Source organism: Yersinia vastinensis (assembly GCF_044905075.1).
Lineage (GTDB): Bacteria > Pseudomonadota > Gammaproteobacteria > Enterobacterales > Enterobacteriaceae > Yersinia > Yersinia vastinensis.
Genome location: NZ_CP173260.1, coordinates 2,232,213 through 2,254,919, shown reverse-complemented (window position 1 = coordinate 2,254,919; position 22,707 = coordinate 2,232,213). Strand labels below are relative to the sequence as shown.

Below are 22,707 nucleotides of genomic sequence, written 5' to 3'. Positions count from 1 at the left end.
CATAAGACAATTTGCGCGGGTCATAAGTCAGAAGAAAGTGATGGAGAAGCTATGAGTTCATCCTGTATAGAAGACCAGAGTATTCAAGAAAATCCGTGGTTTCGCATTGTACAAGAAATGCTAAACCGGGCTGATATTGAAATCAATGGCTCACGCCCCTTCGACATTAGAGTTAATAACCCAGACTTTTTTAAACGGGTATTACAAGAAGGATCTTTGGCATTAGGTGAGAGTTATATGGACGGCTGGTGGGAATGTGACCGCCTGGATATTTTCTTCCAGCGAGTTCTCAGAGCGGGCCTAGAAAACCAACTTCCACACCATCTCAAAGATACTTTACGAATTGCCGCTGCACGCATTATCAATTTGCAATCAAAGAAAAGAGCCTGGATTGTCGGTAAAGAACATTACGATCTCGGTAATGACCTCTTTAGCCTTATGCTCGACCCTAATATGCAATACTCTTGCGGTTACTGGAAAAACGCCACAACACTTGAGCAAGCGCAAGAAAATAAATTGCAGATGATTTGCGAGAAGCTGCAATTGGCTCCGGGAATGAAATTGCTCGATATCGGCTGTGGCTGGGGTGGGCTTGCCGCCTATGCTGCCCGGCATTTCGGTGTATCGGTTTCCGGTGTCACTATCTCAGCAGAGCAGCAAAAATTGGCCCAAAAACGCTGTGAAGGGTTGGATGTCACTATTTTGCTGCAAGATTATCGTGACTTGAATGAACAATTCGATCGCATCGTTTCTGTTGGGATGTTCGAACATGTTGGACCGAAGAATTATCACACCTATTTCGAGGTGGTAAACCGTAATTTAAAACCTGATGGTTTATTCTTGTTGCACACCATCGGTGCTAATCGCACTGATTTGAGCATTGATCCGTGGATCAATAAATATATCTTCCCTAATGGCTGTCTACCGTCAGTAAGGCATATAGCCCAAGCCAGTGAACCTTATTTCATTATGGAGGATTGGCATAATTTTGGTGCAGATTATGACCGGACGTTAATGGCATGGTATGAGCGTTTTCAAGCAGCATGGCCAAGTTTGGCAGAGAATTACTCTCCACGATTTGAAAGGATGTTTAGCTATTATCTGAATGCTTGTGCTGGCGCATTCCGTGCTAGAGACATTCAATTATGGCAGGTGTTATTTAGCCCCAATGGGGTAGAAGGTGGTATTCGGGTTCCTCGTTGATGCTTTAAAGCATTAAGTAACCAAGGCAGCGGGCATCAGCCCCCTGCCTTATTTTATTCGGTGTTATCCCCGAATAGCTTTTTCAGCCGCCGCTGCTGCATGAGCAATATCACGCTGTGCCAGAACCCGTTCGACCGTATCCACTACTGCCTGTGTTTGTGGGTCTATCTCTATATTTACTCTGTGCCCTAAACGTTTTTTACCCAATGTGGTACGCGCCAACGTTTCCGGAATTAAATGGACACAAAAACGGTTACCGACAACCTCACCAATGGTCAGACTGATACCATCAATACCGATGAAACCTTTATGTAGCACATATTTCATTAAATCGTCGCTCGGCATGCGAAACCAAATCTGACGATTATTTTCTGAGGTGTAAATCTTGGCTATTTCCGCAGTGCACATAATATGGCCGGACATAAGGTGCCCACCAATTTCATCACTGAATTTAGCAGCCCGCTCCAAATTAACAACATCTCCCTCTTTAATATCGCCAAGATTAGTAATGCGCAGCGTCTCTTTCATTAAATCAAAACTGACCCGATTTCCATTAACTTCTGTCACGGTTAGACAGCAGCCATTGTGGGCGACAGAAGCACCTAAAGCTAACTCTGGCAATAGCTCGCTTGGCATTTCCACCACATGGGTACGGAAGTTGGATTTTTCCTCGATGGCAACCACTGGCGCGGTGCCTTGAACAATACCAGTAAACATACGCCATGCCTCTTATCTGTTATCTATAAAAAGAAAATGCTTTGCCCTGATTTTGCCTCATAAGGTCAGGAAAACCAAACCACTTAAATGAAAAAGGCACTTCCGGGATTTTTAATGACAAAGATTGCTTAAGCTTGGCGAGCAGGTACAATCCTATATCGCTTTCCCGCTATTTTTATTTATCTCTCGATAAGTCGTCTCAGTATACTCAATTGATTTCAAAGTACAGGCAGGCGGCAAACAAGCGCATCTCGGTGAGCGGGCACAGGTCAGTCATCCGGGTCAGTGCGTGCGGACCGCACACCAGTAATTTGAAAAAGGGTATTAATTAGAAAGGTGCATACGTGCAGAAGTATATTATAGAAGCGCGTAGCTTATTGGCTCTCGCTATTCCTGTTGTCATCGCGCAATTGTCTCAAACTGCCATGGGTGTCGTGGATACCATCATGGCGGGTTCTGTGAGTGCAACGGATATGGCCGCAGTGGCAGTTGGGACCTCTATTTGGTTACCTGCGATTTTATTTGGCCATGGATTACTTTTGGCCCTGACGCCAACCGTGGCTCAACTCAACGGCTCCGGTCGACGTAGCCAAATCGCGCATCAAGTTAGACAAGGTTTTTGGCTGGCATTATGTGTTTCCCTGCTTATTATGGTGGTGCTCTATAATAGCGACCACGTTATTAAGCAAATGCATAATATTGATCCAGTGCTAGCCGATAAAGCAGTGAGATTCCTGCACGCTATTATGTGGGGAGCGCCCGGCTACCTGTTTTTCCAAGTTCTGCGTAATCAGTGCGAAGGGTTATCCAAAACCAAACCTGGGATGGTGATTGGCTTTATTGGTTTGCTCGTTAATATTCCGGTTAACTATATCTTCATCTACGGTAAGTTTGGTGCTCCCGCATTAGGGGGCGTGGGTTGCGGGGTGGCAACTGGAACTGTTTACTGGGTGATGTTCCTGATGATGCGTTGGTATGTCAGCCGCGCACGCTCACAGCAAGATATCAAACTAGAAAAAGGTTTTGCCGCACCTGACTGGCAAGTAATGAAACGCCTCGGTGCTCTGGGGCTACCGGTTGCATTAGCACTATTTTTCGAAGTCACGCTGTTCGCGGTGGTTGCCTTACTGGTCTCTCCGCTGGGTATTGTTGCCGTAGCTGGGCACCAGATTGCTCTCAACTTCAGCTCATTGATGTTTATGCTGCCGATGTCGTTAAGTGTCGCGGCAACGATTCGTGTCGGGTTTCGGCTCGGCCAAGGGTCTGTTGAGCAAGCCCGAGTCTCTGCCTATACCAGTATCGCAGTGGGCTTATTGTTAGCTTGCGTGACGGCAATATTTACCGTTATTTTCCGCGAGCACATCGCCCTGCTCTACAATAAAACCCCTGCTGTAGTGATGATGGCTTCCCACTTAATGCTGCTAGCAGCTATCTACCAATTATCTGATGCTGTGCAGGTGATCGGCAGCGGCGTGTTACGAGGGTATAAAGATACTCGTTCAATCTTCTTTATCACTTTTACCGCCTATTGGTTGCTCGGACTACCGAGTGGTTATTTGCTGGGGCTGACGGATTATATCGTCCCAGCTATGGGGCCAAGTGGTTTCTGGATAGGGTTTGTTATCGGCCTAACGTCAGCGGCAATTTTGATGGCCTTGCGTATCCGTTGGCTACAAAAACAGTCACCGGCGTTTATCCTGCAAAAAGCGGCCCATTAACGACATAAATTTTCAGGCGCTAATTGCCCGCCCGCAATTAGCGCGCCACCAAAGCCATAAAGATGGAGAAAAAAACAGCGCAATGGGCAAAAGCGCAGCAATTACGTGAGTTTGCGGTGAATATTGTGTTTTTCCCCTTGCCAGCAGACGGGCGGCTCGTTAATATTCGTCCCCGCTGTCAGTGTTGATGGCAGAGAGTCACGCTGTAAGAAATAGATGTTATTGCGCGTCCGTAGCTCAGTTGGTTAGAGCACCACCTTGACATGGTGGGGGTCGATGGTTCGAGTCCATTCGGACGCACCAAACATCGTTTTCGCAACACCAGAATTACTGTAAATAAAGAGTACAATGTGCGTCCGTAGCTCAGTTGGTTAGAGCACCACCTTGACATGGTGGGGGTCGATGGTTCGAGTCCATTCGGACGCACCAAACATCGTTTTCGCAACACCAGAATTACTGTAAATAAAGAGTACAATGTGCGTCCGTAGCTCAGTTGGTTAGAGCACCACCTTGACATGGTGGGGGTCGATGGTTCGAGTCCATTAGAACGCACCACTTCGCAATAATACCTTGCCTCCTAATGTTATTTCACTGCTCCCTATTGCATTGCGGCACTATCGTTATCACCTCTTATCGTGCTTCCATGCTTTCGCTATTTATTTTAAAAAGTTCGCAATAAATGTTAAAAACCACAGCAGTTGCGCAACAAACTAAGCATTATTCTCAGTGTTTGCGCGACAAAATCCCCCTTTTTATAAAAAACGGCAATGAGTTTCTGTTTTCTATTTCATTTCCCGCGACTTACCGCCTATAATACGAACCGTCGTTTCAGTTGAATGGTTTCAGCATCTTGATCTGTAGATACGCTAAAAAAATACAACTCGCATTTACGCCATCGTATTCCGATCATGCGTTTAGCCTCGTGCTAAAGTTTTCCGCTCAACTTCCGCAACTGTCATCTATTCTTAGTAATGTTTTGCTTCTTGGTCACGTTTCGCTACACCAGACACTAATCAGATCCCACTCCGTTGCAGTACGTAACGGAACTTTCGCTTTTTATCCATCACAACTTGTAGAAAAAATCCGTCATGAAAAAGACTAAAATTGTTTGTACTATCGGTCCAAAAACCGAATCTAAAGAAATGCTGACGAAACTGCTGAACGCTGGCATGAACGTTATGCGCTTAAACTTTTCACACGGTGACTATGAAGAACATGGTCAGCGTATCAAGAACATCCGTGCTGTTATGGCAGAAACTGGCCTGAAGGCCGGTATCTTGCTGGACACCAAAGGCCCAGAAATCCGCACCATGAAACTGGAAGGCGGTAAAGACGCAGCGCTGGTTGCCGGCCAAACTTTCACTTTCACCACTGACCAGAGCGTTATTGGTAACAACAGCATTGTGGCTGTGACCTATCCAGGTTTTGCTGCTGACCTGAAAATTGGTAACACAGTGCTGGTTGACGATGGTTTGATTGGCATGGAAGTGACCGAAGTCACTGAGAGCACCGTGGTATGTAAAGTACTGAACAACGGTGACCTGGGCGAGAATAAAGGCGTTAACCTGCCAGGCGTTTCTATCCAGCTGCCTGCATTAGCAGAAAAAGATAAAGCCGACCTGATCTTTGGTTGTGAGCAAGGTGTGGACTTCGTTGCCGCGTCCTTTATCCGTAAACGTTCAGATGTTTTGGAAATTCGCGAACACCTGAAAGCACACGGCGGCGAGCACATCCAGATCATCTCCAAAATTGAAAACCAGGAAGGTCTGAATAACTTCGACGAAATCCTGGAAGCCTCTGACGGTATCATGGTTGCTCGTGGTGACCTCGGCGTTGAGATCCCGGTTGAAGAAGTTATCTTCGCGCAGAAGATGATGATTGAGAAATGTAACCGCGCACGTAAAGTTGTTATTACTGCAACTCAAATGCTCGATTCCATGATCAAAAACCCACGCCCTACCCGTGCAGAAGCGGGTGACGTTGCTAACGCCATTTTGGACGGTACAGATGCCGTGATGCTGTCTGGTGAAAGTGCTAAGGGTAAGTACCCATTAGAGTCTGTTACCATCATGGCGACCATCTGTGAGCGTACAGACCGTATCATGCCTAGCCGCATCGAAACACTGAACGACAACCGCAAAATGCGTATCACTGAAGCAGTTTGCCGTGGCGCTGTAGAAACCGCAGAAAAACTGGAAGCCAAAGTCATTGTTGTGGCAACTGGCGGCGGTAAATCGGCTAAGTCAGTACGTAAATACTTCCCGACTGCGACTATCTTGGCACTGACCACCAACGAGACGACTGCTCGCCAGTTAATTCTGACTAAAGGTGTTGTCACTCAGCTGGTCAACGAAATTGCTTCAACAGATGATTTCTATCGCATCGGTAAAGAAGCTGCGTTGGCAAGCGGCCTGGCACAGAAAGGTGACGTTGTTGTTATGGTTTCTGGTGCATTAGTTCCAAGCGGCACAACCAATACCTCTTCCGTGCACGTCTTATAATCTCAATCTGCACGACAGAACATTAATTAAAAACGCCGCTTTCAATAGCGGCGTTTTCTTTTTAGACCATCGCTAAATAAACTTTCCCAAAAATCCACTTTATCTTAAAAGCGCTAAAGTCTTTTTCAGGGTAAGACTTATCTGAAAGAATCCGGCTGTTTTGCCTCGTTTTTTTAACTTTTTTTTAAAACAAGATGCTTCTTTGAGCGAACGATCAAAATAAACCCCTCTAATACTAAAAATTTATTCTCTTTCGAAAAAACTTTGTGTAATACTTGTAACGCTACATGGAGATTAACTTAATCTAGAGGGTGTTAATAATGAATCGTACTAAACTTGTACTGGGCGCGGTAATTCTGGCTTCTACTATGCTGGCTGGTTGTTCAAGCAATGCTAAAATCGATCAGCTGTCTTCTGACGTTCAGACTCTGAACGCTAAAGTTGACCAACTGAGCAACGACGTGAACGCAATCCGTTCTGACGTTCAAGCAGCTAAAGACGATGCAGCACGTGCTAACCAACGTCTGGACAACCAAGCTCACGCTTACAAGAAGTAATATTACTTCCTGAATGAAAAATGGCGCACATTGTGCGCCATTTTTTTTACTTCGTAGAAACCTGTTTCTGATAGTGACCTTCCTTGAAGCCCTCTCTCCTTTTTTACTCACTCATCAACATGCTTCACAATACGTTACGCTAGAAACTTTGCCATGGTAGACAAGCGACTACCACAGCAAAGGTGGCCTGAAGATTAATTCGCGGCGGAGTAAACCGGGCCTGGCTGAACCAGCTTAGGAATAGCTTCTTCTGCCGGCTGCTGCTCTTCATTTTGCGGTTGTGGCTCGCTCTGAGGCGCTACAGCGGCCGGAGCTTCGATAGGTGCAGTTTCCCCTACTGTCACGATGACCGGCATACCAGAGCGGCGTACAATCGCTTCCTGAACCACTTGTGCATTAGTCTGGCTATCGTTGATAAACTTCTGCAAGCTGCTGCTGATAGCAATTGGCATTGTCTGCGGGTCATCACTGTCTACACGAGACAACGGCTGATGAACTTCCACATAACGTTTGCCATCTGGCTCGACAGAATATTTGACCGGCTCATTGATGATTTGTACGCGAGTACCTTTAGGTACTGATTTAAACAGCGCTTCAATGTCATCCGGACGTAAACGAATACAGCCGGAGCTCACTCGCATACCAATACCGAAGTTAGCGTTAGTACCATGGATCAAGTACTCACCACGACCGGCAGCCAAACGCATAGCAAACAGACCCATAGGGTTTTCTGGGCCAGCAGGAACTACCGCTGGTAAGGTCACCCCCTCAGCCAGATAGTGCTTACGGATGTTCGCCGTTGGTGTCCAGGTTGGGTTCGGGATTTTCTGGCTGACAGAGGTCGTCATCGTTGGGGTGTTACGCCCTAACTGGCCAATACCGATAGGGTATACAACAACTTTGTCCTGACCTTTAGGGAAGTAATAAAGGCGCAATTCGGCCAGGTTGATGACAATACCTTCACGTGGGGTATCAGGCAGCAACATCTGAGTCGGGATAGTTAATACTGAACCCGGTAATGGCAGATACGGGTCAGCACCTGGGTTTGCTTCCAGCATCCCCAACAAGCCGATTTTGTAATCAGCAGCAATAGCCTCAAGCGGACGGCCATCATTTGGAACGGTATACGTCGTATTTTCGCCAATCAGACGGCTATTGGCAGGTGGCAGTGGATACTCGGTCGCATTGGCAGCGGTGATACTTCCCGCCACACAAGTTGCGAATAACATACCAATCAAAGTTAATGCACGTTTCATGCTTAGTTCCTACATCACTTCTTAAAATTCGGTTCGGCTATCTACGTTAATTTTAGCAGCCAATAATAAGGCCACCATATAGTAACAGCCCTTATTATAAAGGCAATTTATATCGCTAAAAATCAAGGCGTTACAATGTAATTTATTCTGCTTTTTCCAGCAGGGAGGCCGATTTAACCTGCTGAAATTCCACCATTTTAATACTGTGACCCGTGACGCAAAAATGCTCAGTCACCGATGAATAAAGCACGAAATGTTGGCGTAAATCAGTTGGTGGCCAAGGCTGCGGCTTTGGCTCGAATAGCACGGATCATTGCTTCAAGCCCTTGGGAACGCGAAGGTGTCAAATGTTGACTCAGTGCTAAATCAGCAAAAAATGGCCGAACATCTAAATCGACGATCTGCTGTACAGTTAAACCCTGATAGAGAATAAAAACCACGGCGACTAAACCTTTAACGATCGCGGCATCACTGTCTCCGGCAAAAATCACTCGCCCTTCACCGGAAAGGGTCATGGCAATCCATACCTGACTTTGACAACCTGAGATAAGGTTCTTTGGTTGGCGCTGTTGCTCAGTTAACGGCGGCAACTGTGCACCCAACTCGATCACATACAGGTATTTCTCTTCCCAATTTAAGCAACGGGAAAAATTCCGAATCAATTTATCTTTATCTGGCAAACCCGCCATAACATGCTTCCTATTACAGAATAAACGCCAAAATAAAAGCCGACTGCTTAAAATGATAGTCGGCTTTAGGGGGCTGTGTCGCGAACTGTCAGTGTTTAGCCCAGCAACTTTTCGATACGTTGCAACCCGCGGACCAGCCGGTCGACTTCTTCGCGCGTATTATAAAGTGCCAACGACGCACGACACATGCTTGGCACCTGATAGTACGCCATTAGCGGCATCGCACAATGATGCCCGGTACGAATAGCAATACCGTACTGATCGAGAAAACTCCCCACATCATAAGCATGGTGTACCCCAAGATTGAAAGCAATAACCCCGGCTCGTTTTGTCGGACCATAGATTACCAGGCTCTGAATCTGGCTAAGTTGTTCTAATGCATACTGTATCAGCGACTGTTCATATTGTTGGATATGCTCCAGCCCCAACTCATTCACATAGCTGATTGCCGCTCCCAACCCCATAATCCCGGCTGTATTCGGTGAGCCTGCTTCAAAACGCCACGGTGCATCAGCAAAGGTAGTGCCTTGGGTTAAGCTCACGGTTTTTATCATCGAGCCGCCACCTTCCCATGGTGGCATTTGTGCTAATAATGCCTGCTTACCATATAAGATGCCGATGCCAGACGGCCCGTAGAGCTTATGGCCTGAGAAGGCATAGAAGTCACAATCTAAATCTTGCACATCGACGCTCTGATGCATGATAGCTTGCGCACCATCCACCAATACCACCAAACCTGCCGCTTTAGCCTGCGCGACAATCTCTTTGATTGGATTAACCGTTCCCAGCACATTGGAAACTTGGGTAATCGCCAACAGCCGAGTGGTTTCATCAATCAAACCCGCCAATGCGCTTAGCGCCAACTCCCCTGTTGCGGTTAACGGCCATACCCGAACGTCAACACCAAGATCCGTTGCCAGCATCTGCCAAGGCACAATATTGGCGTGATGCTCCATTTCGGTAATAATAATGCTGTCGCCCGCTTTCAATACACGGCGACCATAGCTGTTAGCCACCAGATTGATGGCCTCTGTCGTGCCTTTGACGAAAACAATTTCTTCAGCAGAAGCGGCATTAATAAACCCTGCTACCTGACTACGTACTGCTTCCATCTGTTCGGTTGCTTGCGCACTCAAGGTATGAATCCCCCGATGAACCGCCGCATAGCCCTCACGATAAAAGTTCAATTCCCGATCAATAACGATTTGGGGTTTTTGGGCACTGGCAGCGCTGTCCAAATATGCCAACGGCTGCCCATTAACCTGACGGTTAAGCAGTGGGAAATCAGCTCTTACCTGTTCGACAGAAAGACTCATAACGATTCCTCAGCCAATCGTGTAGCAATGCGCGCTAAGACCACTTTACGGATAGTTTCGTTATGGATGGCTTCGGTCAATTCAGCCGCAAATGCAAAAATGATCATTTGCTGTGCATCAGCCTGATGGATACCGCGTGATTGCAGATAAAATAGCTGCTCTGCATCAATTCGCCCCACTGTAGCACCGTGGCTGCACTTCACGTCATCGGCATAAATTTCCAACTGTGGCTTGGTGTCAACTTCCGCCAACCTACTCAGCAGCAAGTTATTGTTGGTCATCTGACCGTCAGTTTTTAGCGCGTGTTGGGCCACTTTAATCATGCCATTAAAGACCGCTTTACCCCGTTCACGAACAATGGTTTTGTGCAATTGGCGGCTTTCACAATAGCCTTTGTTATGCTCCAGATAGGTGCGTGTATCGCAAATTTCACGCCCTATCGGCAGTAATAGACTATTAATCGATAACGTTGCCCCCTCGCCATTTAACTGGGCACTGGTGTTATGACGAGTCAGCCCCGCACCAAGTAAGAAACTGTCGCTTTTGGCGCGCGCATCACGGCTTAACACTAAATCATTATGAGCAAAATGGTAACTTTGTGGGGTTTCAAACGCCAATTTGCAGTGACTTAACTCGGCATTGTCACCCACGGCAATAGTGAGCCGTGCGCCGGTAAAGTGTGGTTGATCATTGAGACTGACAAAATGTTCAATCACCTCAGCCTGTGCTGCTGTCTCAATAGCCAGATGGTGACGGTAATGGCTGGTGTTAACCGAACCAGAGTCATTACCCGAACTGATATGCAGCAGATAAAGGGGTTTGTCGCTGTGTTTCCCCGCAGGCAAACGGATATGTAACCCCTCCTGTGCCAGACTCTCAGTCAAATGCAAAAAGACTTCTGACTGGATAGGCGCAGGGAACTGTGCATTTTCCATCTCTTTTGTTAGTTGATACGGGCCACATTCATCGTCACTTAATTCAGGGGAATATCGCCCATCAATAAAGACTAAGCGGTGAGCATCTTGCACCAGAGACAAGGCATCACGCTGAGCGGGCGTTACCGTCGGCGCAGGGGCAAAACCGAAATCATGGGCGAATAAACGCTCTAGTGGCGTGTATTTCCAGTCTTCGTGTTTAGCGGTAGGAAAGCCCAATTGTAGCACCTGTTGCCAATGCGCCGTTGCATCTGCGGAGTATCCACTCTGGCGCTGCTTAAATAATTGGCCAAAATGCTTTAATGCATCAATACGTTGCTGCTCCAGCATATTACTGTTGGTCGGTAAGCCAGCCATAGCCTTGCTCCTCCAACTGTTTCACCAATGTGAAATCACCAGACTTGATGATTCGCCCCTGATATAAGACATGAACAAAGTCGGGTTTGACATAATCAAGGATGCGTTGGTAATGGGTCACGATGATGAATGCGCGGTTTTCATCACGCAGCGAGTTAACCCCGTTGGCGACGATTTTGAGTGCGTCGATATCCAAACCTGAATCGGTTTCATCCAAAATGCATAAAGAAGGCTCCAGCGCTGCCATCTGCAAGATATCATTACGTTTTTTCTCGCCACCGGAAAAACCTACGTTAACTGAACGAGTTAGCAAGTCCGCAGGCATTTTGAGTAACTCAATTTTTTCTTCAATGAAATCTGAAAAATCAAAACGATCTAGCGGTTCCTGCTGGCGATATTTTCGCACTGCATTGACAGCAGTTTGCAGGAAGAAATGGTTACTCACACCAGGGATTTCTACCGGATATTGGAAGGCCAGAAACACACCTTCACCGGCACGATCTTCTGGGTCTAACTCAAGTAAATCTTTACCCTTGAATGTGACGCTGCCTTCAGTGACTTCATACTCTTCGCGCCCGGCCAAGGCTGCCGATAAGGTACTTTTTCCTGAGCCGTTCGGCCCCATAATGGCATGCACTTCACCGGGTTTGATCTCCAGATCTAACCCTTTAAGAATCTCATTACCTTCGACACTGACTTTTAAATTCTTGATGCTTAACATAGGTTTCCTTGGTGCGCAAAAGCGCAAAACTTTACATATGCAGCGAACGCTTAACCGACACTGTGTTCCAGGCTGATGGCTAACAATTTTTGTGCTTCGACGGCAAACTCCAGTGGTAATTCGGAGAATACATCCTTACAAAAACCATTAACGATCATTGAGATGGCATCGTCTTCACTGATGCCGCGCTGCAAGCAATAAAACAGTTGGTCATCACCAATTTTTGAGGTTGTTGCTTCGTGCTCCAATTGCGCAGAATTATTACGCACTTCCACATACGGGAAAGTATGCGCACCAGAATCTGGGCCAATCAGCATAGAATCACATTGAGTGAAATTACGCGCGTTCTCTGCACCTGGCAGAATTTTCACTAAACCTCGATAGGTATTTTGGCTGTGCCCCGCCGAGATCCCTTTGGCAATAATGGTTGATTTAGTGTTTTTGCCAATATGGATCATCTTAGTACCGGTATCGGCCTGCTGATGGCCGTTGGTCAGTGCTACCGAGAAAAACTCACCGATTGAGTTATCCCCTTGCAAAATAACACTGGGATATTTCCACGTAATCGCAGAGCCGGTTTCCGATTGGGTCCAAGACATTTTCGAACCCGCGCCCTCACACAATGCCCGCTTAGTCACAAAGTTGAGGATACCGCCAGTGCTATCTGCCCCAGCAAACCAGTTCTGAACCGTTGAATATTTCACTTCTGCATTTTTATGCAAAATGACTTCAACCACCGCGGCATGTAGCTGATAACTGTCACGCACCGGTGCAGAACACCCTTCGATATAGCTGACATAGCTGTCTTCGTCTGCAATCAAAATAGTGCGCTCAAACTGACCGGTTTTAGCTGCATTAATGCGGAAGTAAGTTGATAACTCCATGGGGCAGCGCACCCCTTTGGGGACATAAACAAAAGTACCGTCGGAGGCCACTGCCGCGTTGAGGGCAGCAAAAAAGTTGTCTTTGGCTGGGACCACAGAACCCAGATATCGACGTACCAACTCGGGGTATTCCTGAATGGCTTCACCGAATGAACAAAAAATAATGCCCTGCTCTGCGAGCTTCCCGCGATACGTGGTCGCCACAGAAACCGAGTCAAAAATAGCATCTACCGCCACTTCCGCCCCTTCTCGTACCGGGACACCAAGCTGGGCGAAGGCAGACTCTACCTCTGCGGTGAGATATTCGTTGATATTATGCTGCGACATATCTTGCGATGTCGTGCCATCGGCTGACGATTGCTGCACCGCACCGGGCTGCGAATCACAGCTGTCATCACAACTGCCACAAGACGGGGCTGAATAATAACTATAATCTTGATAATCCAGACTTTTGTAGTGTGCTTTCAGCCAGTGCGGTTCTTCCATCTCCAACCAACTTCGATAAGCACCGAGGCGAAACTCCAGCATCCATTCAGGCTCATTGCGTTTCGCTGAAATAGCGCGAATCACATCTTCGTTGATGCCTTTCGCCAACTCGTCTGTAGCAAGCTGGGTAAAAAAGCCTTCTTTATAGCGACCATCGCTGACCCAAGCCTGCACATCATCTGGGACTTCTACATTGCTTCGTGTCATTTCGTTTACATCGCTCAAACGCCAAAGCTCTCGCCACACCCGCAGGAATGTTGAGCTTTAGGATTATTAAATTTGAAAATCTGATTTAGCCCTTCACGGACGTAATCCACCTCGGTACCGTCGATAAATGGCATCGCTTTGAGTGGCACGTAAAGTCTGGCGCTACCGTGTTCGAAAACCAGTGCGTCGCTGGCAGGCTCCTTCGCCATGTCCATTACGTAGGCAAACCCAGCACAACCCGATTGCTTGACGCCAAGCTGCAACCCTTTTATTTCCGGGTCTTGCTGCATGAGCCGTGTAATCTGTGCGGCGGCGCTGTCAGTGATTGTCACGCCTTGCCAGACATTGTCGTCGAGTGAGAATGTCCCGACTGATTCCTGTTGCATATGCCCTACCTTTTTCTCGCTGATAATTGATGAATCAACACAGATTGTTCACAATGGTAGTGATAATAATTATCACTTCAACCGTTTGTTTTGCAGGGATATTAAGAAAAGTGTCGTTTAAACCCCGTATGAGGCGGCAACGAAGAGAACATGCTGCGATGGCCGAAGAGGTCGGGAAGAACAAGAACACTTTTATCGCCATGAAATAAAAGAATAATTTCCACAGCAACACTCGAATCCCTTGCTATCTCAAAGGCTAATCGCAGTCAGTCTCTGAGTTTTTTAAACATTCATAAAAAATACCTATTTCTCCATTAACTTTAGCTGAAAACCCCCGCTGGGGAAACCTATCATAGAGATTCGCCGCATTTATCGGATAAACAAAAGTTGCCATTAGGCGAGAGAGAGGAGCGTGATGGAAGATTAAATGACACAAGGCCAGCTAAGTGGCCCTGAGTAGGATAATGACTTGTATTATGTGTGGTTATTGACGATTACCGTGTTAATACCGCGGTGGTTAAACGGGAAGTACAACACAACTGACCTTGTTCATCAAAAATCTCAATTTGCCAAACCTGATGGCTACGGCCAACATGAATGGCACGACAACAACCTCGGACTTTTCCAGAACGAGCCGCCTTAAGATGATTAGCATTGATTTCTAACCCCACCACTTGCTGCCCCTCAACGGTACATAAATAGCCCGCCATTGATCCTAGCGACTCGGCCAGTACCACTGATGCACCACCATGAAGCAGGCCAAAAGGTTGAGTAGTCCGTTTATCGACAGGCATCGTGGCCTCCAACTCATCATCTGTGAATCGGGTGAACTCAATTCCCAGATGCCCAACCATACAGTCCTGACTTTGCTGGTTTAGCTGTTCCAGCGTCGCGGTACGTTTCCACAGCATTGATTGTCTCCCTTTAGCCCTTGTACTCGAAATTGCAGCAGTGTTAGCTGCTATCTTTTACCCGAATCACTGACTCTACGATCTACACACTAAACCAGTTCAAGCAAAGCCTGTAGTGGGTGGCGTAAGCCATTACCTTCAACGCGCTTAACCTGGCTACGACAAGAATAACCGGTCGCTAAGCAACGTTTCCCTGGTAATTTTTGTAATGCTTGTTGCCAAGACAGTGCATAAATACCCAGTGAATTCTCGATGTTTTTTGCTTCATGACCGTAAGTTCCTGCCATTCCGCAACATCCCACACTGACGTTTTCCAGTTTGGCACCGTAACGGGAGAATATCGATGCCCAATGCTGACTACTGGCCGGCAGTGCTGTGGTTTCGGTGCAATGACCAAACAGATACCAAGACTCACCACTCAGTTGTTGCTCTGGTTGTTCCACCAAGGCCACCTGTAGCCATTCATGAACCAATTGCACATTAAAATCACCCCGATTATCGCCCAGAATCTCTTTATATTCATCGCGATAACAGAGCACCAATGCCGGATCAACTCCCACCATAGGTATGCCCAACAACGCGATACGATTGAGGAAATCTGCCGTTTTACGTGCTGTTTTAGCAAACCGTTGCAGGAATCCTTTGATATGTTGGGCTTTTCCATTGGGTGAAAATGGCAGCAATACGGGGTTAAAGCCTAACTTTTCCACCAACCGGACAAAATCAGCCACAACCTGAGCATCATAATAGCTGGTGAAGGGATCTTGCACGATCAGCACATGCTGGCTGCGTTCAGCAACAGGTAACGTTTCCAACTGCTCCAATGTCATGGTACTGGCGTAGTGACCAGACAATGATTGCTTCAGTGTTGGGCTGGAAAGCAGCGGTAAATCCACCATACCAATGCTTCTTCGGCTCAACTCACCGACCCAAGGTTGTTTTAGGAAGAAATTAAACAGTTTTGGCGTTTTCGCCATCAATGGAGCATAGCTTTCGACCCCCGCAACAACATAGTCACGCAGCGGTCGATGATAGCGAGTGTGATACAACTGGAGGAAACGAGAGCGGAAGCCAGGCACATCAATTTTTATTGGGCATTGTGTAGAGCAGGCTTTACACGCCAGACAGCCCGACATCGCCTCTTTAACTTCGTGAGAGAAGTCATAATCGCCTTGACGGGCATGCCAAGTATTACGGGTTTTTTCAATCAATCCACGCAAACTTGGGCGCTGAGACGCCAGCCCCTTTTCTAGCGCCACGGGGTCGACACCTTGGTCAGATAATAGCCGTAGCCACTCGCGCACCAACGTTGCTCGGCCTTTCGGTGAATGGATACGGTCGCCTGTTATTTTCATTGACGGACACATTGGGCTGCGAGCATCAAAGTTAAAGCAGAGTCCATTACCATTACACTCCATGGCACCACGGAAGGAAGTTCTGACCTCCAACGGAATACGCCGATCCAGCGTGCCGCGCTTATCGGATGTATCCACTTTCATCATCGGCGCATCACAGCCCAACGGTGAGCAAATCTTCCCTGGATTCAGACGATTATCGGGGTCAAACGCCGATTTGATGCGCCGTAGTTCACTGTAAAGTACCTCGCCAAAAAACGCAGGACTGTATTCTGCTCGAAAACCTTTACCGTGCTCGCCCCACAACAAGCCACCATAGCGTGCAGTCAATTCCACCACTTGGTCAGAAATCTGCTTCATCAACATTTCTTGCTGTGGATCGCACATATCTAGCGCCGGACGCACGTGCAACACCCCTGCATCCACATGACCAAACATGCCGTAGGCCAAATTATGGTTATCGAGCAATTGACGGAACTCAACAATATAATCCGCTAAATGCTGTGGTGGCACACAGGTGTCTTCCGCAAATGGAATCGGCTTAGCCTGTCCCTTACTGTTACCGAGCAAACCCACGGCTTTTTTGCGCATGCCATAAATGCGCTCAATGCCAGCCAAATCGCTGCAAATCTGATAACCAATCACGCCGCCTTCTCGGGCGGACATCAAATCATCCAAACGCTGGCAAAGTGCCTCCATTTGGGCGTCGATCAAGGTTTTATCATCGCCAGCGAACTCGACGATGTTCAGCCCTAGCATCTCTTTATCGGGGACGTCAGTAATGAGTTCTTTGACTGAGTGCCAAACAATATCCTCTTTCGCCAAATTAAGGACTTTTGAATCCACCGTCTCGACGGAGAGCGCTTTGGCTTCCACCATGAAAGGGGCATTACGCAACGCGGAATCAAAAGAGTCATATTTTACATTCACCAAACGGCGAACTTTAGGTAGCGGTGTGATATCCAGCGTGGCTTCGGTAATAAAGGCCAACGTACCTTCAGCTCCAGTTAAAATCCGCGTGAGGTCAAAGGTTTGTAAATCATCACTGAAAACATGGCGCAAATCATAGCCAGTGAGAAAGCGATTTAATTTGGGGAATTTGTCTAGAATCAGCGTCCGCTGGTCACGGCAACGATTTAACACTGTATGGTAGATACGACCAGTGACGGAATCTTCCTGCGCAATCGTTTCCGCCAGTGACGTCGGCATGGCACGAGTGTCCAGCATCTCACCGCCAAGCAAAATGGCGCGCAAGCCCAAAACATGATCAGATGTTTTACCGTAGACCAGTGACCCTTGACCGGAGGCATCGGTGTTAATCATGCCGCCCAATGTCGCACGGTTACTGGTTGATAATTCCGGCGAGAAAAAATAACCCAATGGGCGCAGGTATTGATTGAGCTGGTCTTTAATGACCCCTGCCTCAACCTTTACCCACCCCTGCTCTGGGTTAATGTCCAAAATACGGTTCATGTGACGCGACATATCCACCACAATACCGGTATTTAGCGCCTGACCGTTGGTTCCTGTTCCGCCGCCGCGTGGCGTAAAGACCAATGATTTAAAACTGTCTTGCCCGGCTAAACGGCAAATCAGCGCCACGTCCGCCGTTGAACGCGGAAAAACCACCGCATCGGGTAGCAGTTGGTAAATACTGTTATCCGTTGCCATTGTCAGGCGATCGGCATAATCAGTGGCAGTATCGCCGGTAAATCCGTTTTGCTTCAAAGCATCCAAAAAATCCAGCACCAACTGAACGACACCCGGTGCCTGAGAAATCTGTGGGATCATTAGTGTGACCCTATCTATATGTGTGTTTGTTTTAAGGACTGTCCATTGAAAGATTATCCGGTAGCAGCAACCTTTGTCGAATAATTTATGTCAATTCAGAATGATGGGAAAGTGATGGGTATCGACCAAGGATAAATACGGCAATAAACCATTGAGTATCAAAATTTTATATTGCACAAATAACACTCAAGTTCAGCCGAAACCACATTATTTCAACTCGTTTTTCGTTATCAGATTTCTATTATTCCAAGGACATTGCCCTTTTTTGATAAAATCATGGATGTAAAATCCTGGAGTCTCTGTTAAAAACTGAGGAAATACACCATGATTACTACTGATGCTTAATGAGATGGCGCAAATATCTTATTAAGGCAAGATTTAATGAGTAACAGTGTAATGGCCACCTTGCCATGATTTCCGAACTGAGAACCCACAGATGAGTTACCCGCAGCTACGTCGTTTCGATTTACCTAAACTGATGTTTGGGGTGATATTCATTATGATAATGATTATCGCCAGTTTCTGGGTGGTACAACCCTTTGTCATGGGCTTTGCCTGGGCTGGCATGGTCGTTATTGCCACTTGGCCATTGCTAATAAGGCTGCAAAAACTCCTTTGGGGTAAGCGCTGGCTGGCCGCTATTGTGATGACGGTTCTGCTGATTTTACTGTTCGTTATCCCGATAGCCCTTCTAGTGAGCAGTCTGGTTGAAAGCAGTGGCCCTCTTATCCAATGGGCCTCCACCCCATCTAATTTACGCATGCCGGATGTCGAGTGGTTGAAATCAATCCCAATGGTGGGTGACAAGCTGTATAGCGGTTGGCATAACTTGATAGCCGGGGGCGGCAATGTCATTATCGCTAAAATTCAGCCTTATGTTGGCGCGGCTGCAACGTGGTTGGTGGCACAAGCAGCCCATGTCGGCTACTTCTTAATTCATCTGGCGCTGATGCTATTGTTCAGTATCTTGCTCTATTTCCATGGTGAGCAGGTGGGTTTAGCTATCCGCCATTTTGCCGTGCGGGCCGCAGATAAACGCGGTGATGCTGTGGTTGTACTGGCGGCTAAAGCGATTCGTGCGGTCGCTCTGGGCGTCGTGGTCACGGCATTGGTTCAATCGATACTTGGTGGTATTGGCCTGGCCATCGCTGGAATTCAATATGCCACGTTATTTACGGTATTAATGTTTATCTGCTGTGTTGCCCAGCTTGGGCCACTGTTGATACTGATCCCCGCTGTCATTTGGGTATACTGGACGGGCGACTCAACGTGGGGCACCATTTTATTAGTATGGAGTTGTATCGTTGGAACAATGGATAACGTGTTACGGCCTTATTTGATTCGAATGGAAGCAGATATGCCCATGATTCTCATCCTATCGGGTGTTATTGGTGGTTTGCTGTCATTTGGTATGATTGGGCTGTTTATTGGCCCGGTCGTATTGGCTATTTCCTACCGTCTGACTGCTGCCTGGGTCAGCGAAGCCCCTGAGCCAGAAGAGAGTATTCAAGAAGTCGCCAAGCATTTAGAAGAGCTTTAGTATCCAAGGGGGTTGAGTAGTTATGCTGCCGGCCCCCGATTATCCAGCAATATCCGCTATTAAAAATAAATAATGGTTCTTTAAATTCCCCGTATTTATATTTCTGACAACCAATTATATCAATTATTAAATAAGATGATTATTAATAACCGGATGAAATTACTTTCATTATAAGTATTTATTTATTCTTTTTTATTCAGACAATTCTCAATGACTAACTCGCGGAATTTACTTACTATTATGGTGTATTAATGACTTCCCCATCATGGCATTTAAATAATTCATTTTATAATGGCTTATTTAAATATCTGTAATCGAATATACGTATTGCTGTGTGTAGTCTTTGCCTATCACCTAAGATGGGCTTTTTTTTTTACTATTACCTTTTAATTATCATTCTATCGGATTTTTATTTCCCTTTTCTTCTGTAAATCAAGCCCCCGCATTATGCACTCTCCCTTGTGATATTTATGCGTAATAGAAAAAATCCGCAACCTAAGCTGCGGATTAATCAATGTATCACGGTATAGGGATAACCCCGGATCAATGTTTAGTTTGTTGCGCCAAACTTAACCAGGTTTGCACTACGGTATCAGGATTCAGGGACAAGCTATCGATCCCTTGCTCCATCAACCATGAGGCAAAGTCTTCATGATCAGATGGGCCTTGACCACAAATACCGACATATTTCCCTTGTCGTTTAGCCGCCTGAATCGCCATTGATAACAGGGCCTTGACTGCCTCGTTACGCTCATCAAACAGCTCGGAAACCACACCAGAATCGCGATCCAACCCCAACGTTAACTGGGTCATATCATTGGAGCCAATGGAGAAACCATCAAAGTGAGCAAGGAATTGATCAGCCAGCAAAGCATTCGATGGGATTTCACACATCATAATGATCTTCAAGCCATTCTCGCCACGCTTTAACCCTTGTTTCGCCAACTCGGCAACCACTGCCTCGGCTTGCGCGACGGTTCGCACGAAAGGAACCATTACTTCGACGTTAGTCAGCCCCATGTCATTACGCACCCGCTTAACCGCTTCACACTCTAATGCGAAGCAATCACGGAAGCTATCTGCAACGTAGCGCCCCGCCCCACGAAAGCCCAACATCGGGTTCTCTTCGTGTGGTTCATAAGCTTCCCCTCCCACCAAATTGGCGTACTCGTTAGATTTAAAATCAGACAAGCGCACAATCACGCGTTTAGGCCAAAATGCGGCGCCCAGCGTAGAAATGCCTTCGGTTAAGCGACCCACATAAAACTCAACCGGATCGTCATAGCCATTCATCAGCGCCTTAATTTCGGCTTGAATAGCGGGTGGCTGAGTATCGAACTCCAGCAACGCTTTAGGATGCGCACCAATCATGCGGTTAATGATAAATTCCAGACGTGCCAACCCGACGCCTTCATTTGGCAGGCGTGCAAAATCAAAAGCTCGGTCTGGGTTACCCACATTCATCATGATTTTCAAAGGCAAATCCGGTAATTCTGTTACCTGTGAGCTTTGAATCGAGAAATCGAGCAACTCATGGTAAACGTAGCCAGTGTCTCCTTCGGCGCAGGAAACCGTGACATTTTGGCCTTCTTTCAAAATATCCGTCGCATTGCCACAACCCACTACCGCGGGGATTCCTAATTCACGAGCAATAATGGCCGCATGACAGGTTCTCCCACCACGGTTGGTCACAATAGCTGATGCTTTCTTCATGATCGGTTCCCAATCAGGATCAGTCATGTCTGTAACCAGAACATCACCAGCCTGAATGCGATCCATTTCGCTGATATCATGAATCACTTTAACCGGCCCCGCACCAATACGATGCCCGATAGCACGGCCTTCGACCAGCACATTGCTTTGGTTATTCAGTTGGTAGCGTTCCATCACCTGCTCGTTGGAGCGCACAGTTTCTGGCCGCGCTTGCACGATAAACAGCTTGCCAGTATGGCCGTCTTTCGCCCACTCGATATCCATCGGGCGGCCATAATGCTCTTCAATCAGTAATGCTTGATGGGCCAGTGCTTCAACCTCATCATCACTGAGAGCGAAACGATTGCGTTGCTCGTCTGGCACATCTTCGATTTGGACTTGTTTGCCATGCTCCTGACTTTCACCGTAGACCATACGAATCTTTTTTGAACCCATATTACGTCGCACAATAGCAGGTCTGCCATTACGCAATGTCGGCTTATGAACATAGAATTCATCTGGATTCACTGCACCCTGTACCACCATCTCCCCCAAACCATGAGCTGCGGTGATAAAGACCACTTGATCAAAACCTGACTCGGTATCAATGGTAAACATAACCCCCGAGGACGCGAGGTCGGAACGCACCATGCGCTGTACCCCCGCAGACAATGCGACGCCACGGTGGTCGTACCCTTGATGCACCCGGTAAGAAATAGCCCGATCATTAAACAGTGAAGCGAATACATGCTTGATGGCTACCATCACCGCATCAATTCCCTGCACGTTAAGGAAGGTTTCCTGCTGACCAGCAAAGGAAGCATCCGGCATATCTTCTGCCGTTGCCGAAGAACGAACCGCAAAAGAAGCTTCTGGTTCCTCAGCCAACTGCTTATAAGCATCATGAATTGATTGTTCGAACTCAGGATGGAATGGCGTCTCAATCACCCATTGACGAATCTGCGCGCCGGCTTTTGCTAACGCCGCAATATCGTCCACATTGGTTTGATCCAATAATTGGTAGATACGCTGGTTGACGCCGCTTTGCTCCAGAAAATCGTTAAACGCCTGAGCCGTGGTAGCAAAACCATTGGGGACCGAAACACCCAGCCCAGACAGATTGGTTATCATTTCACCCAGGGAGGCATTCTTACCGCCAACCCGATCAACATCGTGCATGCCAAGCTGGTTGTACCAAAGCACATTACACAGATTTAGGCCATTGTTGGACATCGAAACAATCCTTTTTACATTTTCATTAGTTACGGACATGTCATCAATTACGGACATTCAGTAGGGTACAACAAGAGGTTTTCGGGGCTGACGAATCAGCAACACCAGAATCAGACTAGCACAATGATCCATAGCCCATGGACAGGTGAATCGATCAACCCAACAAGAAAAATTATTTTCAGGTGATTCTGACAGCAAACACTTTACCGATAAGGCCAATCAGGCACACTGGCTACGCTAAACTTACACCAT

General features: G+C 47.1%; 16 protein-coding genes, 3 tRNA genes and 1 other RNA gene. 9 read left to right on the top strand and 11 right to left on the bottom strand.

The genetic code is table 11. The features are described from left to right. Positions 1-51: 51 nt before the first annotated feature. Positions 52-1,203, top strand: coding sequence for a cyclopropane fatty acyl phospholipid synthase (gene cfa / locus ACIOG0_RS10585; RefSeq protein WP_050139579.1), 1,152 nt, complete (start codon positions 52-54; stop codon positions 1,201-1,203). 63 nt (positions 1,204-1,266) lie between these two features. On the opposite strand, the gene ACIOG0_RS10580 is transcribed toward cfa, so the two are convergent. Continuing rightward, complete coding sequence (locus ACIOG0_RS10580) at positions 1,267-1,920, bottom strand: riboflavin synthase (RefSeq protein ID WP_050097579.1); 654 nt, start codon at positions 1,918-1,920, stop codon at positions 1,267-1,269. Positions 1,921-2,264: 344 nt separating this feature from the next. Between ACIOG0_RS10580 and ACIOG0_RS10575 the strand changes: the two genes are divergently transcribed. From ACIOG0_RS10575 to ACIOG0_RS10550, 6 genes are all read left to right on the top strand, one after another. Then, positions 2,265-3,638 carry an MATE family efflux transporter gene (locus tag ACIOG0_RS10575; RefSeq protein ID WP_050097578.1) on the top strand — a complete coding sequence of 458 codons (1,374 nt, stop codon included), beginning with the start codon at positions 2,265-2,267 and terminating at the stop codon, positions 3,636-3,638. Positions 3,639-3,864: 226 nt separating this feature from the next. Then, positions 3,865-3,941, top strand: a tRNA-Val gene (locus ACIOG0_RS10570). Between the two features lie 49 nt (positions 3,942-3,990). After that, positions 3,991-4,067 (top strand) — tRNA-Val (locus ACIOG0_RS10565). Positions 4,068-4,116: 49 nt separating this feature from the next. Further along, a tRNA-Val gene (locus tag ACIOG0_RS10560) sits at positions 4,117-4,193 on the top strand. A 533-nt stretch (positions 4,194-4,726) separates the two neighbouring features. Further along, entirely contained in the window at positions 4,727-6,139 is a 1,413-nt protein-coding gene (gene pykF, locus ACIOG0_RS10555) for a pyruvate kinase PykF (protein WP_050097577.1), read from the top strand. A gap of 320 nt (positions 6,140-6,459) precedes the next feature. Then, the gene (locus ACIOG0_RS10550; RefSeq protein WP_005165631.1) at positions 6,460-6,696 is read left to right on the top strand and encodes a major outer membrane lipoprotein; all 237 of its coding nucleotides are present in this window, start codon (positions 6,460-6,462) and stop codon (positions 6,694-6,696) included. Positions 6,697-6,890: 194 nt separating this feature from the next. On the opposite strand, the gene ACIOG0_RS10545 is transcribed toward ACIOG0_RS10550, so the two are convergent. From ACIOG0_RS10545 to ACIOG0_RS10505, 9 genes are all read right to left on the bottom strand, one after another. Beyond that, positions 6,891-7,952, bottom strand: coding sequence for a L,D-transpeptidase family protein (locus ACIOG0_RS10545; protein WP_050097576.1), 1,062 nt, complete (start codon positions 7,950-7,952; stop codon positions 6,891-6,893). Positions 7,953-8,218: 266 nt separating this feature from the next. After that, complete coding sequence (gene sufE / locus ACIOG0_RS10540; RefSeq protein WP_050097575.1) at positions 8,219-8,641, bottom strand: cysteine desulfuration protein SufE; 423 nt, start codon at positions 8,639-8,641, stop codon at positions 8,219-8,221. A gap of 95 nt (positions 8,642-8,736) precedes the next feature. After that, a complete protein-coding gene (sufS, locus tag ACIOG0_RS10535; RefSeq protein ID WP_050097574.1) occupies positions 8,737-9,957 on the bottom strand; it encodes a cysteine desulfurase SufS in 1,221 nt (406 codons plus the stop codon). Further along, the gene (gene sufD / locus ACIOG0_RS10530; RefSeq protein ID WP_128451696.1) at positions 9,954-11,249 is read right to left on the bottom strand and encodes a Fe-S cluster assembly protein SufD; all 1,296 of its coding nucleotides are present in this window, start codon (positions 11,247-11,249) and stop codon (positions 9,954-9,956) included. The genes sufS and sufD overlap by 4 nt, the downstream gene beginning before the upstream one ends. Continuing rightward, positions 11,224-11,970 (bottom strand): Fe-S cluster assembly ATPase SufC, encoded by a 747-nt coding sequence (gene sufC / locus ACIOG0_RS10525; protein ID WP_050097572.1) that lies wholly within the window; start codon positions 11,968-11,970, stop codon positions 11,224-11,226. Before sufC ends, sufD begins: the two co-directional genes overlap by 26 nt. A gap of 50 nt (positions 11,971-12,020) precedes the next feature. Then, a complete protein-coding gene (gene sufB / locus ACIOG0_RS10520; RefSeq protein ID WP_050139582.1) occupies positions 12,021-13,547 on the bottom strand; it encodes a Fe-S cluster assembly protein SufB in 1,527 nt (508 codons plus the stop codon). A 14-nt stretch (positions 13,548-13,561) separates the two neighbouring features. After that, on the bottom strand, positions 13,562-13,933 hold the full coding sequence (gene sufA / locus ACIOG0_RS10515) for a Fe-S cluster assembly scaffold SufA (RefSeq protein WP_050097570.1): 372 nt from the start codon (positions 13,931-13,933) through the stop codon (positions 13,562-13,564). A 494-nt stretch (positions 13,934-14,427) separates the two neighbouring features. Further along, a complete protein-coding gene (locus tag ACIOG0_RS10510) occupies positions 14,428-14,844 on the bottom strand; it encodes a hotdog fold thioesterase (RefSeq protein WP_050296261.1) in 417 nt (138 codons plus the stop codon). Positions 14,845-14,933: 89 nt separating this feature from the next. Beyond that, entirely contained in the window at positions 14,934-17,990 is a 3,057-nt protein-coding gene (locus tag ACIOG0_RS10505) for an FAD-binding and (Fe-S)-binding domain-containing protein (RefSeq protein ID WP_050097568.1), read from the bottom strand. Between the two features lie 436 nt (positions 17,991-18,426). Between ACIOG0_RS10505 and ydiK the strand changes: the two genes are divergently transcribed. Both ydiK and rprA read left to right on the top strand, forming a co-directional pair. Further along, entirely contained in the window at positions 18,427-19,530 is a 1,104-nt protein-coding gene (gene ydiK, locus ACIOG0_RS10500) for an AI-2E family transporter YdiK (RefSeq protein WP_050097567.1), read from the top strand. A 266-nt stretch (positions 19,531-19,796) separates the two neighbouring features. Further along, an RNA gene (gene rprA, locus ACIOG0_RS10495) (antisense sRNA RprA) lies at positions 19,797-19,905 on the top strand. 168 nt (positions 19,906-20,073) lie between these two features. Here rprA and ppsA read toward each other — a convergent pair. After that, entirely contained in the window at positions 20,074-22,455 is a 2,382-nt protein-coding gene (gene ppsA / locus ACIOG0_RS10490; RefSeq protein WP_128451697.1) for a phosphoenolpyruvate synthase, read from the bottom strand. Positions 22,456-22,707: the final 252 nt, after the last annotated feature.

Bases quoted from the DNA above. Each gene is read 5' to 3' on its own strand.
- sufB (WP_050139582.1), bottom strand. From the start codon at position 13,547: ATGACACGAAGCAATGTAGAAGTCCCAGATGATGTGCAGGCTTGGGTC.
- sufS (WP_050097574.1), bottom strand. From the start codon at position 9,957: ATGAGTCTTTCTGTCGAACAGGTAAGAGCTGATTTCCCACTGCTTAAC.
- ACIOG0_RS10550 (WP_005165631.1), top strand. From the start codon at position 6,460: ATGAATCGTACTAAACTTGTACTGGGCGCGGTAATTCTGGCTTCTACT.
- ACIOG0_RS10580 (WP_050097579.1), bottom strand. From the start codon at position 1,920: ATGTTTACTGGTATTGTTCAAGGCACCGCGCCAGTGGTTGCCATCGAG.
- ppsA (WP_128451697.1), bottom strand. From the start codon at position 22,455: ATGTCCAACAATGGCCTAAATCTGTGTAATGTGCTTTGGTACAACCAG.
- cfa (WP_050139579.1), top strand. From the start codon at position 52: ATGAGTTCATCCTGTATAGAAGACCAGAGTATTCAAGAAAATCCGTGG.
- ACIOG0_RS10505 (WP_050097568.1), bottom strand. From the start codon at position 17,990: ATGATCCCACAGATTTCTCAGGCACCGGGTGTCGTTCAGTTGGTGCTG.
- ACIOG0_RS10545 (WP_050097576.1), bottom strand. From the start codon at position 7,952: ATGAAACGTGCATTAACTTTGATTGGTATGTTATTCGCAACTTGTGTG.
- ydiK (WP_050097567.1), top strand. From the start codon at position 18,427: ATGAGTTACCCGCAGCTACGTCGTTTCGATTTACCTAAACTGATGTTT.
- ACIOG0_RS10510 (WP_050296261.1), bottom strand. From the start codon at position 14,844: ATGCTGTGGAAACGTACCGCGACGCTGGAACAGCTAAACCAGCAAAGT.
- sufD (WP_128451696.1), bottom strand. From the start codon at position 11,249: ATGGCTGGCTTACCGACCAACAGTAATATGCTGGAGCAGCAACGTATT.
- pykF (WP_050097577.1), top strand. From the start codon at position 4,727: ATGAAAAAGACTAAAATTGTTTGTACTATCGGTCCAAAAACCGAATCT.
- sufE (WP_050097575.1), bottom strand. From the start codon at position 8,641: ATGGCGGGTTTGCCAGATAAAGATAAATTGATTCGGAATTTTTCCCGT.
- sufA (WP_050097570.1), bottom strand. From the start codon at position 13,933: ATGCAACAGGAATCAGTCGGGACATTCTCACTCGACGACAATGTCTGG.
- sufC (WP_050097572.1), bottom strand. From the start codon at position 11,970: ATGTTAAGCATCAAGAATTTAAAAGTCAGTGTCGAAGGTAATGAGATT.